The organism is Streptomyces sp. TLI_105 (assembly GCF_900105415.1).
GTDB lineage: Bacteria > Actinomycetota > Actinomycetes > Streptomycetales > Streptomycetaceae > Streptomyces.
Genome location: NZ_FNSM01000001.1, coordinates 5827156 through 5840858 on the forward strand (window position 1 = coordinate 5827156; position 13703 = coordinate 5840858).

14 protein-coding genes are annotated in these 13703 nt (G+C 72.4%); 6 read left to right on the plus strand and 8 right to left on the minus strand.

What is annotated here, in order from left to right; genetic code table 11:
* Positions 1-64 precede the first annotated feature (64 nt).
* Together BLW86_RS26680 and BLW86_RS26685 are read left to right on the plus strand one after the other, a co-directional pair.
* Complete coding sequence (locus tag BLW86_RS26680) at positions 65-1351, plus strand: Bcr/CflA family multidrug efflux MFS transporter (protein WP_093878887.1); 1287 nt, start codon at positions 65-67, stop codon at positions 1349-1351.
* 9 nt (positions 1352-1360) lie between these two features.
* Positions 1361-2344 carry a small ribosomal subunit Rsm22 family protein gene (locus BLW86_RS26685; protein WP_093876388.1) on the plus strand — a complete coding sequence of 328 codons (984 nt, stop codon included), beginning with the start codon at positions 1361-1363 and terminating at the stop codon, positions 2342-2344.
* Here BLW86_RS26685 and ddaH read toward each other — a convergent pair.
* Positions 2341-3171, minus strand: a complete 831-nt coding sequence (gene ddaH / locus BLW86_RS26690) for a dimethylargininase (RefSeq protein WP_371129599.1) — start codon at positions 3169-3171, stop codon at positions 2341-2343. The two genes, BLW86_RS26685 and ddaH, sit on opposite strands and share 4 nt — an antisense overlap.
* Before the next feature lie 245 nt (positions 3172-3416).
* Between ddaH and BLW86_RS26695 the strand changes: the two genes are divergently transcribed.
* Positions 3417-4049 carry a TetR/AcrR family transcriptional regulator gene (locus BLW86_RS26695; protein WP_093876390.1) on the plus strand — a complete coding sequence of 211 codons (633 nt, stop codon included), beginning with the start codon at positions 3417-3419 and terminating at the stop codon, positions 4047-4049.
* A gap of 125 nt (positions 4050-4174) precedes the next feature.
* Positions 4175-4954: a bifunctional DNA primase/polymerase gene (locus BLW86_RS26700; RefSeq protein WP_093876391.1), complete on the plus strand. Its 780-nt coding sequence runs from the start codon at positions 4175-4177 to the stop codon at positions 4952-4954.
* Between the two features lie 27 nt (positions 4955-4981).
* On the opposite strand, the gene BLW86_RS26705 is transcribed toward BLW86_RS26700, so the two are convergent.
* The 4 genes from BLW86_RS26705 to efeO are packed head-to-tail and all read right to left on the minus strand — an operon-like array spanning position 4982 to position 9319.
* On the minus strand, positions 4982-6016 hold the full coding sequence (locus BLW86_RS26705; RefSeq protein ID WP_177181761.1) for an SCO2278 family lipoprotein: 1035 nt from the start codon (positions 6014-6016) through the stop codon (positions 4982-4984).
* Entirely contained in the window at positions 5973-6854 is an 882-nt protein-coding gene (efeU, locus tag BLW86_RS26710; RefSeq protein ID WP_093876392.1) for an iron uptake transporter permease EfeU, read from the minus strand. The genes BLW86_RS26705 and efeU overlap by 44 nt, the downstream gene beginning before the upstream one ends.
* 18 nt (positions 6855-6872) lie before the next feature.
* Positions 6873-8150: an iron uptake transporter deferrochelatase/peroxidase subunit gene (efeB, locus tag BLW86_RS26715; protein WP_093876393.1), complete on the minus strand. Its 1278-nt coding sequence runs from the start codon at positions 8148-8150 to the stop codon at positions 6873-6875.
* A gap of 14 nt (positions 8151-8164) precedes the next feature.
* Positions 8165-9319: an iron uptake system protein EfeO gene (efeO, locus tag BLW86_RS26720; RefSeq protein WP_093876394.1), complete on the minus strand. Its 1155-nt coding sequence runs from the start codon at positions 9317-9319 to the stop codon at positions 8165-8167.
* Positions 9320-9585: 266 nt separating this feature from the next.
* Here efeO and BLW86_RS26725 point away from each other — a divergent pair, with 266 nt between their 5' ends.
* A complete protein-coding gene (locus BLW86_RS26725) occupies positions 9586-10254 on the plus strand; it encodes a PhzF family phenazine biosynthesis protein (protein WP_093876395.1) in 669 nt (222 codons plus the stop codon).
* A gap of 6 nt (positions 10255-10260) precedes the next feature.
* Here BLW86_RS26725 and BLW86_RS26730 read toward each other — a convergent pair whose 3' ends face one another.
* Both BLW86_RS26730 and map read right to left on the minus strand, forming a co-directional pair.
* Entirely contained in the window at positions 10261-10911 is a 651-nt protein-coding gene (locus BLW86_RS26730) for a biliverdin-producing heme oxygenase (protein ID WP_093876396.1), read from the minus strand.
* Positions 10912-11025: 114 nt separating this feature from the next.
* A complete protein-coding gene (gene map, locus BLW86_RS26735) occupies positions 11026-11883 on the minus strand; it encodes a type I methionyl aminopeptidase (protein ID WP_033209659.1) in 858 nt (285 codons plus the stop codon).
* 61 nt (positions 11884-11944) lie between these two features.
* On the opposite strand from map, the gene BLW86_RS26740 reads away from it, so the two are divergent.
* Positions 11945-12178 carry a hypothetical protein gene (locus BLW86_RS26740; RefSeq protein ID WP_093876397.1) on the plus strand — a complete coding sequence of 78 codons (234 nt, stop codon included), beginning with the start codon at positions 11945-11947 and terminating at the stop codon, positions 12176-12178.
* Positions 12179-12205: 27 nt separating this feature from the next.
* Here BLW86_RS26740 and BLW86_RS26745 read toward each other — a convergent pair whose 3' ends face one another.
* Complete coding sequence (locus BLW86_RS26745; protein WP_093876398.1) at positions 12206-13522, minus strand: MFS transporter; 1317 nt, start codon at positions 13520-13522, stop codon at positions 12206-12208.
* Positions 13523-13703: the final 181 nt, after the last annotated feature.

The window sequence follows — 13703 nt, forward strand, 5'->3', positions numbered from 1 at the left end:
CAGGTCTCGACCATGCCGGTCGAGCTGAGAGCATAGACAAGGATTCAACGAAATGGAGCAGTCGATGCCGGAGAGCGGCCAGAAAACAACACAAGGACACATAACCGAAACAGCCCCGGTCGTCACCGCCGCCCGGCGGACGGGGCTCCTCGTCACCCTCGTCCTGGGCGGGCTCACCGCCCTCCCCCCGCTCTCCATGGACATGTACCTCCCGGCGCTCCCGGAGGTCACCGGCGCGCTGCGGGCCCCCGCCGCCACCGTGCAGCTCACCCTCACCGCCTGCCTCGCCGGCATGGCCCTCGGCCAGCTCGTCGTCGGCCCCATGAGCGACAAGTGGGGACGCCGGCGCCCACTGCTCGCCGGCATGGCCGTGTACGTCCTCGCCACCGCCGTCTGCGCCCTCGCGCCCAGCGCCGAACTCCTCATCGGCTTCCGGCTGCTCCAGGGCCTCGCCGGCGCCGCCGGCATCGTCATCGCCCGCGCCGTCGTCCGCGACCTGTACGACGGCGTCGAGATGGCCCGCTTCTTCTCCACCCTGATGCTGATCTCCGGCGTCGCCCCGATCATCGCCCCCCTCATCGGCGGCCAGATCCTCCGGCTCACCGACTGGCGGGGCGTCTTCCACGTCCTCACCGCGATCGGCGTCCTGCTCACCCTCGTCGTCTGGCGCTTCCTCCACGAGACGCTGCCCCCCGAGCGGCGGCACGAGGGCGGGGTCGGACAGGCCCTGCGCACCATGCGGGGACTCCTCGCCGACCGGGTCTTCACCGGCTACATGCTGACCGGCGGCCTCGCCTTCGCCGCCCTCTTCGCGTACATCAGCGCCTCCCCGTTCGTCGTCCAGGAGATCTACGGAGCCTCCCCGCAGACCTTCAGCCTGCTCTTCGGCCTCAACTCCGTCGGGCTCGTCGCCGTCGGCCAGATCAACGGCAAGCTCCTCGTCGGCCGCGTCAGCCTCGACAAGGCCCTCGGCTGCGGCCTCGGCATCATCCTGCTCGCCGGCCTCGCGCTCACCCTCATGACCACCGGCGTCCTCGGCGAGGTCGGCCTCGCGCCCGTCGCCGCCGGACTCTTCGTCCTGATGTCCGCGATGGGCCTGGCCATGCCCAACACCAACGCCCAGGCCCTCATGCGCACCCCGCACGCCGCCGGGTCCGCCTCCGCCCTCCTCGGCACCTCCTCCTTCCTCATCGGCGCCGTCGCCTCCCCGCTCGTCGGCATCGCGGGCGAGCACACCGCCGTCCCCATGGCGGTCGTCCAGCTCGGCTGCGCCGTCCTGGCCCTCGCCTGCTTCCTGGGCCTCTGCCGTCCCTGGCACACGACGGAACCCCAGGCCGGCGAGCCCGCCTAGACTGACTCGGTGAACGCCTCAGCTCCCTCCGCCGACTCCCTGCGCGCCGCCCTCGCCGGGCTCCTCGACGGGCTGCCGCCCAACCGGGCCGCGCAGGCCGTCGAGCGGCTGATCGCCAACTACCGGGGCACCACCCCGACGGACGCCCCCGTGCTGCGCGACCGCTCCGACGTCGCCGCGTACGCCGCGTACCGCATGCCGGCGACCTTCGAGGCGGTACGGGGCACCCTCGACGCCCTCCGGGAGGCCGCGCCCGACTGGGCGCCGCGCACCCACACCGACGTCGGCGGCGGCACGGGCGCGGCGAGCTGGGCCGTCGCCGGGGCCTGGGGGGAGGAGCCGCCGCGCACCACCGTGCTCGACTGGGCGGAGCCCGCCCTCGCCCTCGGGCGCGAGCTGGCCGACGGCGTCCTGGACGCGGAGTGGCGGCGCGAGCGGATCGGCTCCGCCCTGAGCCTCGCCGACACGGACCTCGTCACCGTCTCGTACGTCCTCAAGGAGCTCACCGAGGCCGACCGGGCGGCGCTCGTCACCGAGGCGGCCCGCGCCGCGCAGGCCGTGGTGATCGTCGAGCCCGGCACGCCCGACGGCTACGAGCGGATCATCGCGGCCCGCACCCTGCTGATCGACGCCGGGTTCACCGTCGCCGCGCCCTGCCCGCACAGCGGGGCCTGCCCGATCGTGCCCGGCACGGACTGGTGCCACTTCTCCGCCCGGGTCAGCCGCTCCTCGCTGCACCGGAAGGTGAAGGGCGGGTCGCTGCCGTACGAGGACGAGAAGTACGCGTACGTGGCGGCCGTCCGCTTCCCCGTGGCCCCCGCGACCTCCCGCATCACCCGCAGGCCGCAGATCCGCAAGGGCCTCGTCCTCCTCGAACTGTGCGGTCCCGACGGACTCGCCCGCGAGACCGTCACCAAGCGCCACGGGCCCCTGTACAAGCAGGCCCGCGACGCCGAGTGGGGCGACTCCTGGCCGCCGGAGGACCAGGACTAGGGCCGCAGCTCCTGGGTGCAGCACTTCACGCTGCCGCCGCCCTTGAGGAGTTCGCCCAGGTCCATGCCGACGGGCTCGAAGCCCCGGGCGCGGAGGGGCTCGAAGAGGCCCACCGCGGCCTGCGGAAGCAGGACGTGCCTGCCGTCGCTCACCGCGTTGAGCCCGAGGGCCGCCGCGTCCTGGCCGGTCGCGATGAGGGCGTCCGGGAAGAGCCGGGCGAGCACCGCGCGGCTGCCGGGGGAGAAGGCGTCCGGGTAGTACATGACCTCGTCCCGGGCGTCGTCCAGGACGCACAGCGCGGTGTCCAGGTGGTAGTAGCGCGGGTCCACCAGCTCCAGGCCGATCACCGGGCGGCCGAAGAACTCCTGCGCCTCGTCGTGGGAGAGCGGGCTGGAGCGGAAGCCGCGGCCGGCGAGGATCCAGGAGGCGGTGACGGCGAAGTCGCCCTCGCCCTCGTTCACGTGCTCCGGCACGCGCACGTCGTCGTCCGCCCAACCGTTCCTGCGGAACCAGGACACATGGGCGTCGGCCTCGCGGGCCCGCTCCGGGTGGGCGAACTTCGCGCCGAGGACCCGGCCCTCGACGACCGTCGCGCCGTTCGCAGCGAAGACCATGTCCGGCAGGGCCGGGTCGGGCTCCAGGAGCTCCACGGTGTGGCCGAGCGAGCGGTAGCGGTCGCGCAGGTCCTCCCACTGGGCGAGGGCGAGCGGCAGGTCGACCGGTTTCGTGGGGTCCATCCAGGGGTTGATGGAGTACGTCACCGTGAAGTGCGTGGGTGGGCACATCAGATAACGGCGGGGCGAGGACGTGCGCGGAGTGGGGCGCAATGAAGGCTCCTCACGGACGGGCGGCCGGAACGGCCGGTGATCGGTGGACCCCATGGTCCGCTCTCGACGGGCTCCGCGCTGTGGACCGTTCGGGTGGTTCGGAGGACGCACGGAGGGCGAGACGGGCGGCGCGGGGCGGCGCCCACGGCGAGACGGGCGTGCGGGCCGGCACCCACGGTGAGACGGACGTGCGGGCCCGCACCCGCGGCGAGACGGGGCGTCTCGTCCGCTGCTAGATTGGAGCCATGCCCGAGACCAGACCCGCCAAGGCCGCCCCCGACGCCTCCCGCCGCAGCGAGCGCTCCCGCCGCGCCATCTTCGACGCCGCCCTCGCCCTCGTCTCCGAGACCGGCTACGCGAAGACCACCATCGAGGGCATCGCCGCCCGCGCCGGCGTCGGCAAGCAGACCATCTACCGCTGGTGGCCCTCCAAGGCGGCCGTCCTCCTCGACGCCTTCCTCGACCTCGCCGCCCGGGCCAACGAGGCCCTGGGCGGAGATGCCGACAGTGAGATCCCCGACACCGGAGACCTCGCCGCCGACCTCAAGCTCGTCCTGCGCGCCACCGTCGACGAGCTGACCGACCCCGCCTTCGACGGCCCCACCCGCGCCCTCGCCGCCGAGGGCGTCGTCGACCCCGAGCTCGGCGCCCGCTTCACCGAGGCCCTGCTCGAACCCCAGCTCCAGTACTACGTCCGCCGCATCGAGGCAGCTCAGGCCAAGGGCGACATCGACCCGGGGGTCGATCCCCGCGTCGCCGTCGAACTCCTCGTCGGACCGCTCCACCACCGCTGGATCCACCGCACCCTGCCGCTCACCCACGCCTACGCCGACACCCTCGTCGACCTCGCCCTGCGCGGCCTCGCCCCCCGCGCCTGACCCCCTCCCGGCCCCCGCTCCCGAACCCCGGGGGCACCCCGGTTCCGCACTCCGGTCACCCGGGGCGCAGGATGATGGGACCATGGGCAGAGCCGAACGGGCGAGCATGAGGTGTGAGGGGATAGATGGGCGACGGCATCGGCCGCTACCGCGGCACGGAGAGCAGGCTCGCACAGTGGCTGCGCAGGCGCCCCAAACGCACCGCGGCCGACGACGAGAACGACCGCGAGAAGCTGCTCCTGGCCACCGCCGCCGCCGGGCTGCCCCTGGCCCCCGCCGCGTACCCCGTGGGCTACAGCTGTTCCTGTGAGCGGATCGGCTGCCCCACCCCCGCGCGCCACCCCGTCTCCTTCGCCTGGCAGACGCAGTCGACCACCGACCGCGCCCAGATCGAGCGCTGGGCCCGCAACGAGCCCGAGGCGAACTTCGTCACCGCCACCGGCATGGTCCACGACGTCCTCGACGTCCCGCTGGCCGCCGGCCGCGCCGCCCTGGAGCGCCTCCTCGCCGAGGGCGTCGAGGTCGGCCCCGTCGCCGAGTCCGCCGACGTCGACACGGTCGGCGGGCGGATGCTCTTCTTCACCGCCACCCGCGGCACCCCCGAGGACGAGGACGAGTGGTGGCCGTGCGAGCTGGACTGCCACCCCGAGACGATGGACGAGCACCCGGGACTCCGCTGGCACTGTCGCGGCAGCTACGTCCTCGTACCGCCGGCCCGGCTGCCCGGGGACGAGGACGCCCACCCGGTCGTCGCCTGGCTCCGCGGCCCCGAGCACCCGCTGCCCGACCCGCTGAACCTCCTGGAGGCCCTCCAGGACGCCTGCGCCCGCCACGTGGCCGAGCGCGAGGCGGACGGGGACGGGGAGCACACGGCCCACGAGATCGCCTGGCCGCTGACGCGCTGAGCCCCGCACGGGGACGGCGGAGGAGGGCTACGAGCCCTCCGCGCCCACCACGCCCTGGAGCCGGCTCGCGACCCTGACCCCGTCCCGCTCCGTGCCCGCCGGCTTCACCAGGACCGCCTGGCTCGACACCCACTCCCGGGTGACCGTGTTCTTGATCTCGCCGGTCAGCAGCGCCTTGGTGTCGGGTCCGACCTTCGGCCGGTAGCCCTTCGCCGCCGTCTGCCGCTCGAAGTACCGCGTCGCGAAGAAGACGAGCGCGCCGCCGTCCCGGGTCCGCAGCCCGAGCGGCGCGAAGTCCCCCTGGTCCGTGACCCGGTCGAGGTACTGGGTGGCCATGCCCGGCCGCTTGGCGGCCTTCTGCCGCTGCGCCCGCCACTTCGTGGTGTGGGTGCCCGGCGCGAACGGCCCCTCCCCGTCCTTGAGGTACGCGACGTACTCCTTGCCGAGGTCCTCGGGCGCGACCGCGAGCGCGTCGGTGTCCGCGGCGACCGGCACCGCGTACCCCTCCTCCTCGGCGAACTCGGGCATGGCGGACCGGGAGAGGACCGTGAGGTAGGCGACCTCCCACAGCTGGTCGGGCCCGTTGCGCACGAAGACCAGGAGCCAGCGCTGGTCGCCGGAGGACCGGTTGGAGGCGGTGTCCGCCACGAACCAGCGCGGCCAGCCCGCCTTCCGGGGCAGCACGAACCGCGCGTCGGTCAGCGCGAGGGGCTCGTGGTCCGGGTTGCCGCCCGGGGTGTTGATCGAGCGGGCGCGCAGGCCCGCCTGGTTGATCTCCCCGAGCGGGCCGGTGACCCGGCCCGCGTCCAGGGCCGGGTCATAGGCCTTGTCGGCCTTGTTGTAGGCCGTCGTGAAGTCCGCGAGGGCCTGCGCCGCCTCGGCCTTCGTCGCCGGCGGCAGCAGCACCAGTTCGCCGTGGACGGTCACACAGCCGCTCGCCGTCAGCGACAGGACGGTCGCCGCCGCCGTCGCCGCGAGGAACCTCGCCGGTCGGCGGCCCCCCGGGGACGACAGCCGCTCAAGCGGTCGTCTCGGCGCTCGCCTCAGCCTCAGCCTTCTCATCGGTCGCCTTCTGCTTCTTCACCCGCACGGACGGACCCGACCCTATCGGGGCCAGGAACAGCGCGAGAGTCGGGATCAGATACAGCGCCCACACCGTGACCTGAAGGACCGTCGGATCCGGCTGGAAGTTGAAGACGCCCTTGAGGAGCGTGCCGTACCAGCTGTCCGGCGGGATCGTCGCCGAGATGTCGAAGGCCTTGTCCGCGAGGCCGCCGAGGAAGCGCGCCTCCTGGAGGTCGTGCACGCCGTACGCGAGCACGCCCGCCGCCACCACGACCAGCATCCCGCCGGTCCAGGTGAAGAACTTCGCCAGGTTGATCTTCAGCGCGCCCCGGTAGAACAGCCAGCCGAGGAAGACGGCCGTGAGCAGGCCGAGGAGGACTCCGACCAGCGGCGCGTACGTGCCGTCGGAGGAGGCCCGCACCGACGCCCACACGAAGAGCGCCGTCTCCAGGCCCTCGCGGCCCACCGCCAGGAAGGCGGTGGCGACCAGCGCGCCGGTACCCATCTGCAGGGCCGCGTCCAGCTTGCCGTGCAGCTCCGCCTTGAGGTGCCGGGCCGTGCGCCGCATCCAGAAGACCATCCAGGTCACCAGGCCCACGGCGAGCACCGACAGCGAGCCGCCGAGCGCCTCCTGCGCCTCGAAGGTCAGCTCCTGGGAGCCGAACTCCAGCCCGGCGCCGAAGGCCAGGGCGACGCCGACGGCCACGCCGATGCCGATCCAGATCGGCTTCAGCGCGTCCCGGCGCCCGGTCTTCACCAGGTACGCGATGAGGATGCAGACGACCAGGCTGGCTTCCAGGCCCTCGCGCAGGCCGATCAGATAGTTACCGAACACGTCGGTTTCCCTCCTCGATCACGAGAACAGCGCCCGGCCCCACCAGTCGTCCTTGTCGCGGACGCCCGGCGGGACGGCGAAGAGCGCCGAACCCACGTGCTGTGTGTACTCGTTGAGCGCGTCGGACTTGGCCAGCGAGCTCTGCACCGGGATGAAGCCGGTGCGGACGTCCCGCTGGTACGCCAGGAAGAACAGGCCCGCCTCCAGACGGCCGAGGCCGTCCGTGCCGTCGGTGAAGGAGTAGCCGCGGCGCAGGATGGTCGCCCCGTTGTTGGAGTCGGGGTGCGCCAGGCGCACGTGAGAGTCCGGCTTCATCGCCTTCAGGAACGGCTCGTCGTGCTCCTTGGCCTTGCCGACGGGCGCGCCTTCCTTCTTGTCGCGGCCGAAGATGTCCTCCTGCTCGGCGAGCGGAGTGCGGTCCCAGGTCTCGACGTTCATGCGGATGCGGCGGGCGACGAGGTACGAACCGCCGTCCATCCAGGCCGCGGCGCCCTCGGCGTCCTTGCCCGACACCCACACGTGCTTCGCGAGCCGCTCGGTCTCGGTGCCCGCGATGTTGCGGGTGCCGTCCTTGAAGCCGAAGAGGTTGCGCGGGGTCTGGGCGTCCGGGGTCGTCGAGGACGTCTTGCCGAAGCCCAGCTGCGACCAGCGCACCGCGACCTTGCCGAAGCCGATCCGGGCGAGGTTGCGGATGGCGTGCACGGCGACCTGCGGGTCGTCCGCGCAGGCCTGCACGCAGATGTCGCCGCCGCTGCGCGCCGGGTCCAGGTTGTCGCCCGGGAACTTGGGCAGGTCCACCAGGGCACCAGGCCGCTTGTCCTTCAGCCCGAAGCGACCGTCGAAGAGCGAGGGGCCGAAGCCGATCGTGAGGGTGAGGCGGGAGGGCTTGAGGCCCAGGGCCTCGCCCGTGTCGTCCGGCGGGGCCTCCGGCAGGCCGCCGTAGGCGCCCTCGCCGACCTCGGCGCCGGCCGTCATGCGCTCGGCGGCCCGCGTCCAGTCCTTGAGGAGCTGGATCAGCTCGTCGCGGTCCTTCGTCTTCACGTCGAAGGAGGCGAAGTGCAGTCGGTCCTGCACGGCGGTGGCGATGCCGGCCTGGTGCGGGCCGTGGAAGGGGACGGCCCCGCCGCTGTCGGCGACCGGGGCGGTGGCGTCGCCGTCGCGGGTCAGGGCGACGGCGCCGCCGGCCGCGGCGGCACCGAGCGCGAGCCCGGCACCGCCCCAGCCGATGACCTTGCGGCGGGAGGGCGCGGCGGACTGCTCCGCGGCGGACTGCTCCGTGGTGGTCTCGTCGGTCATGGTGGCTCCCCCTGTTACTTCACGACCGCGGCGGCGAGCTTGGAGAGCGGCTCGGCCAGCGCGTTGACGCCGTCGGAGAGCTCCTTGCGCTCGGCCTTGCCGACCTTCTCGTACGAGGTGAAGACGTAGCCGCTCTTGTCCGTGCGGTACTTGTCGAGCAGCGTGTTCAGCGCGGCGAACTGCTTGTCGAGTTCGGCGACGAGCTTCGGGTCGTTCTTCGAGGCGACCGGCTTGAGCAGCTCGAAGGACTTCTGCGCGCCCTCGACGTTCGCCTTGAAGTCGACGAGGTCGGTGCGGGAGTAGCGCTCCTCCTCGCCGGTGACCTTGCCGGTGGCGACCTCGTCCAGGAGTTCCTTGGCGCCGTTGGCCATGGAGGTCGGGGTGATCTCGGCCTTGCCGACCCGCTTCTGCCAGTCCGCGAGGTCCTTGTCGAGGAGGTCGGCGAGCTGCTTCTCGCGGTCGCCGATCTTCTTGTCCTGCCAGAGCGCCTTCTCCAGGCGGTGCCAGCCGGTCCAGTCCTTCGCCGGGTCCTGGCCGTCCTCCAGGCCGTCCTCGCGGACGTCGACCTTGGGGTCGATGTCGCCGAAGGACTCGGCGACCGGCTCGGTGCGCTCCCAGCCGATGCGGGATTCGGCGTAGGCCTTCTTCGCGGCCTCGACGTCACCGGCGCGGACGGCGTCGGTGAAGACCTTGACCTTGGGGAGGGTCTCGTCGGCCTGCGCCTGGACGTACTGGCGGTAGGCGGCGACGGCGGCGTCCATCTCGGGGGAGCGCTTGGCGGCGGCCTTGCCGCCGGTAGCCTTGACCTGCTGGCGGATGCCGTCGCCCTTCATGCCGGGCTTGCAGGCGATGGCGTAGTCACCGGCCTTGATCTCGGCGGTGATGGTGGCCTTGGTGCCGGGGCCGATGTTCTCGCGCTCGGTGACGATCCGGTCGTCCGGGAAGAGGACGTAGACCTCGGTGATCTTGGAGCCGCGGTTCTCGACGGCCAGCTTCACGTGGCCGGCCGGGAACTCCTTCTTCGAGACCTCGCAGGAGTCGTCCTTGGCGACGACGGTGATGGCGTCGTCGCTCGCCTTGGAGTCGCTTTTCTCGGCGCAGCCCGTGACGGCGGTCAGAGCCGCCGCGGTCGCGGCGGCGGTGACGACGGAGAGGCGGACGGCTCGCATGAGGACTCCAGGAACGCGGGGACGGACTGAGGCGGACCTAACTTAACCGAGGCTTACCTCAGCAATACCCGCGCGTCCAGTGATTCAGCTCTCAGGCCGGGCGCACCGGACACGGCAGGGTCACAAGGTCTCCATGGGGCCCTCATGGCTTGGTCAAGGAAAGGTCAAGCGGGGTGGATTGTCCCGGTTCCGGTTACGCCTCGGTAGGGCCGCGGGGAAACGGTCGTACGGCCCTGTCGGCGCGCCACGGGTGGTTCAATTCGGTCATGAACACGACCGCCACTGACATCGACGTCCTCCGGGTCTTCTGTGCGGGCGACGGCCGGCACGGCAACCGTCTCGGGGTCGTACGGGACGCCCGTACCCACCCCGACGAGTCCTCCCGGCAGGCGCTCGCCAAGGAACTCGGCTTCAGCGAGACGGTGTTCGTGGACGACCCGGAGCGCGGGATCGTCGACATCTACACGCCCGGCCTGCGGCTGCCGTTCGCCGGACACCCGCTCGTCGGCGCCGCCTGGCTGCTCGACCTGGAGGTCGTCCACCCGCCCGCCGGCGAGGTGTGGGTGCGCGGCGACGGCGAGTTCACCTGGATCGAGGCGCGCGCCGAGTGGGCGCCGCCCCGCACCCTGCGCCGGTACGGCTCCGTCGCCGAGGTCGACGCCCTGGAGGTGCCCGAGCCGGGGGAGTGGATCTACGCCTGGGCCTGGGAGGAGGAGGCCGCCGGCCGGATCAGGGCGCGCGCCTTCCCGGGGCGCGGGGACGGCATCGACGAGGACGAGGCGACCGGCGCGGCCGCCCTGCTCCTCACGGCGGAACTGGGCCGGGCCCTGAACATCACGCAGGGCCGGGGCTCCCAGCTCCTCACCGCCCCCGGCCCCGACGGCGTCGTGGAGCTGGGCGGCCGGGTCCTCCTGGAGGGAACGCTCACGTGCTAGGGGCCCTCACGCGCTGAGGGGGTACTCCCCGCCCAGCTCCCGGAAGACCGCGGTGTTGAAGGCGAAGGCGCGCCTGCACTCGTCGACGATCCGCTGCTTCTCCAGGTCGTCGGCGTCCACTCCGTCGAGCAGCTCCCGGTATCCCCGCTTGAACGCCGCCGGGTTGGGGATCTCCTCGAAGACGTAGAAGCGGACGCCGTCGCCCTTGCGGTCGAAGCCCCAGGTCCGCTCCGCCCTGTCGCGGATGATCTGACCGCCCGACAGGTCGCCCAGATAGCGCGTGTAGTGGTGGGCCACATAGCCGGCGGGCCAGTCGCGGGCGCACTCGGCGACCCGCTCGGCATACGCGGCGGTGGCGGGCAGCGGGGAGACGCCGACGCGCCAGCCGGGGCCGCGCAGATGGGCGAGGTCCTGCTCCAGGGCGGCCGTGCGGAAGAGCTCGGGCCGTACGAAGGGCCCCGCGACCGGGTCCTCGCGGAGCGCCTCCGCGCCCTCCTCCAGGGCCCGGTACACGAACCACAGCTGCTCGGTGTAGCGCGCGTACGCGTCGACGGCCAGCCGCCCGCCCAGCAGGTCGCCCATGAAGGACGAGGTCTCCGCCTCCGTGTGCTGCTCGTGCGAAGCCGTACGGATCAACGTGGAGAAGGGCGTGTCCAAGGCGGGCCTCCGAGACCGATGGGACGGGAACCAGTGACGATCCTGACTGGTTAGGCTTACCTAAGTCAACTGGTTCCCGACGTCCTGTCGGTAAAACGCTACCCCTTCGAGCGGTCAGGGCAACGTGAGGATCTCGGCCCCGTTCTCGGTCACCACGAGCGTGTGCTCGAACTGCGCGGTCCGCTTCCGGTCCTTGGTCACCACGGTCCAGCCGTCGTCCCACATGTCGTAGTCGTGGGTCCCGAGCGTCAGCATCGGCTCGATCGTGAACGTCATGCCGGTCTTGATCTCGGTGGTGTGGTGGGGCGAGTCGTAGTGCGGCACGATCAGGCCGGAGTGGAACGACGAGTTGATGCCGTGCCCGGTGAAGTCGCGCACGACCCCGTAGCCGAAGCGCTTGGCGTAGGACTCGATGACCCGCCCGATGATGTTGATCTGGCGGCCCGGCTTCACCGCCTTGATGGCCCGGTTGAGGGACTCCCGGGTGCGCTCCACGAGCAGCCGCGACTCCTCGTCGACGTCGCCGCAGAGGTACGTGGCGTTGTTGTCGCCGTGGACGCCGTTGATGTACGCGGTGACGTCCAGGTTCACGATGTCGCCGTCCCGCAGGACGGTGGAGTCCGGGATCCCGTGGCAGATGACCTCGTTGATCGAGGCGCACAGCGACTTCGGGAAGCCGCGGTAGCCCAGCGTGGACGGGTAGGCGCCGTGGTCGCACATGTACTCGTGCGCGACCCGGTCGAGCTCGTCGGTGGTGACACCCGGGGCGATGTGCTTGGCGGCCTCCTCCATCGCCTGCGCGGCGATGCGGCCGGCGATCCGCATCCGCTCGATGGTGTCGGAATCCTGCACCTCGGGCCCGGTGTACGGGGCCGGGGCGGGCTTCCCGACGTACTCGGGGCGGCGGATGGAGCCCGGAACGGAGCGATGGGGGGAGAGCTCCCCCGGTACGAGAAGCGACTGGCCAGACATGCCAGCGAGTCTAACGACCGGGTCTGGGGCAGCATGGTCCCGAAGGAAGGAGCCGAAGACGATGGCCCTGTTCAAGAAGCGCACCACGGGCAAACCGGGCGAGTGGTACTACTGCCTGGAACACAAGAAGGTCGAGGAGGGCCCCGAGTGCCCGGCGAAGAACCGCTTCGGCCCGTACGCCAGCCGTGAGGAGGCCTCCCACGCCATGGAGACCGCCCGCGACCGGAACCTGGAGTGGGAGACCGACCCCCGCTGGCACGACGCCGCCGGGAAGGACCGCACGGAGGACGAGTAAGACCCCCGCGGGAACGGCCGGGACCCGTCAGACGGTTCCGGCCGCCCCCTCGGGGACGCCCTCCCGCTGGGCCTTCCGGCGCAGCGAGTCCTCGTCCGTCGCGGAGTCGTACGCGAGGAGCCTCGGCAGCGCAAGACAGAGCAGCCCCACCGAGGCCACGCACGCCACGCCACCCGTCCAGACCGCCGCCCGGGTGCCGGTCCAGCCGGCCATCGCGCCCGCCCGGACCTGGCCCAGCTGCGGGCCCACGCTGTAGGAGAGCACCTCGATGCCGGCGAGCCGGCCGCGCAGCTCCTCCGGGATCGTCTGGTTCCAGATCGTGGCGCGCCCGAGCCCGCTCAGCATGTCGCCCGCTCCCGCCAGACCCAGGCAGAGCAGCACCAGCCACACGTTCCCGAACCAGCCGGCCGCCGCGATCGCCAGACCCCAGCCGGCCGCGCCGCCGGCCACGAGCAGCCCGTGCCGCCGCACCTTCGAGGTCCAGCCGCTCGTCAGGCCCAGGACCAGCGAGCCGACCGAACCCGCCGCGTACATCAGCCCCAGCGACCAGTCCGCGTCCAGCTCGTCCGCGAGGAACGGGAAGATCGTGTTCGGGAAGGCGAAGAGCATCGCCGCCAGGTCGATCACGTACGTGCCGAGCAGCACCGGCCGCGACCAGGCGTACCGCGCGCCCTCCGCGATGCCCCGCAGCGAGGGCTTCTCCGCGTCGTGCGCGGCCGGCGCGGGGGAGAGCCGGCGGCACATCAGGACCGAGACCGTGAAACAGACGACCGTCACCCCGTACGCGGGCGCGTGGCCCGCGTACGCCACCACCAGACCCGCGACCGCCGGACCCGCGATCGAGCCGATCTGCCAGCGCAGCGAGTTCAGCGCGGCCGCCGCCGTCTGCTGCTCGTGCGGCACGATCCGGGCGAGCAGCGAGTCGAGCGCCGGACGCTGGAGCCCCGCGAGCGCCGACACCCCGGCCGCCACCACGTACAGCGGCCAGAGCACCGGCTCCGGGAGCAGCGCGTCGACCAGCAGGAGCAGGGCGATCAGCCCGAGCCCCGCCTCCGTCCAGAGGATCACCTTCCGCCGGTCGACCGCGTCCGCCAGCGCCCCGCCGTACAGGCCGAACACCACCAGCGGCACCAGCTCGACCGCGCCCATCGCGCCGACCGCCAGCGGCGACCCCGTCAGCTCCTTGATCTGCAGCGGCAGGGCGATCATCGCCATCGCGCTGCCGAAGTACGTGACGAGCCCCTGTACCCACAGGAGCCGGAAGTCGCGGGACGAACGCCAGGGCGCCGGATCGGGCAGCAGGGCGGTGAGCCTGGCGAGGAGGGAGGCACGGGGGAAGGACACGAGAGGCCATGTTCCGTCCGCCGGAGGGCGGGGACAACCGAATTACGGCGGTGGGGGCGGGGCCTGCCGGGGGGCACCGGCCGGTCGTGGTGGCACGGGCCCCGGGGGTCTGCCGACGGGGCGTCGGCCGGTTGTGGTGGCACGGGCCCCGGGGGTCTCCCGGCGGGGCGGGTGGCGTGGC